The sequence below is a fragment of the Vibrio sp. 1580 genome, assembly GCF_033340055.1.
On record NZ_JAWOVT010000604.1, the window covers coordinates 1 to 550 of the forward strand.

Genomic DNA, 550 nt, shown 5'->3' on the forward strand with positions numbered 1-550 from the left:
ACTTTTTGGCTCAATCACAGACGTTACAGCAGGTGCTCGATACTGTCGCAGAATGGATCAATCGGATTTTTGAATCTGACCGCACCAGCATTACGCTGTACGAAAACAGTGACTACCTCAAGGTCTACTCTTTTTCCGGCAACAAAGCGATTCCTGCCGATTTTCTCGTGCCGATTGATCAAGCCTTCGTCGGGCGTGTGTTCAAAAACCAACAACTGATCATTTGTGACGACGTTTCTCAATCCGACGAGCTAGATTGCGTCATGTTGACCTCCAGCGGTATGGGCACGTGTATGGATGCGCCGCTGATGCATGGTCAAATGTGCTTGGGCACGCTTAACGTCGCGCATCATCAAACCCATTTTTATACCAAGGAACAAGCAGCACAGTTGCAATGCATTGCCAACTGGATAGCGTTGAACATTGCACTGCATATTCAGATCATGAAAATGGAGCACCTCGCCACCACAGACGATCTTACTGGCATTCCAAACCGCAGAGAGTTCATGCGTCAAATTGAGCATCGTCTTTCTGAATTTCGCACGCAAGG

General features: G+C 48.0%; 1 protein-coding gene. It reads left to right on the plus strand.

The features are described 5' to 3' along the window. On the plus strand, positions 1–550 hold a 550-nt coding region (locus R7093_RS27400), incomplete at both ends, for a GAF domain-containing protein (RefSeq protein ID WP_318147305.1).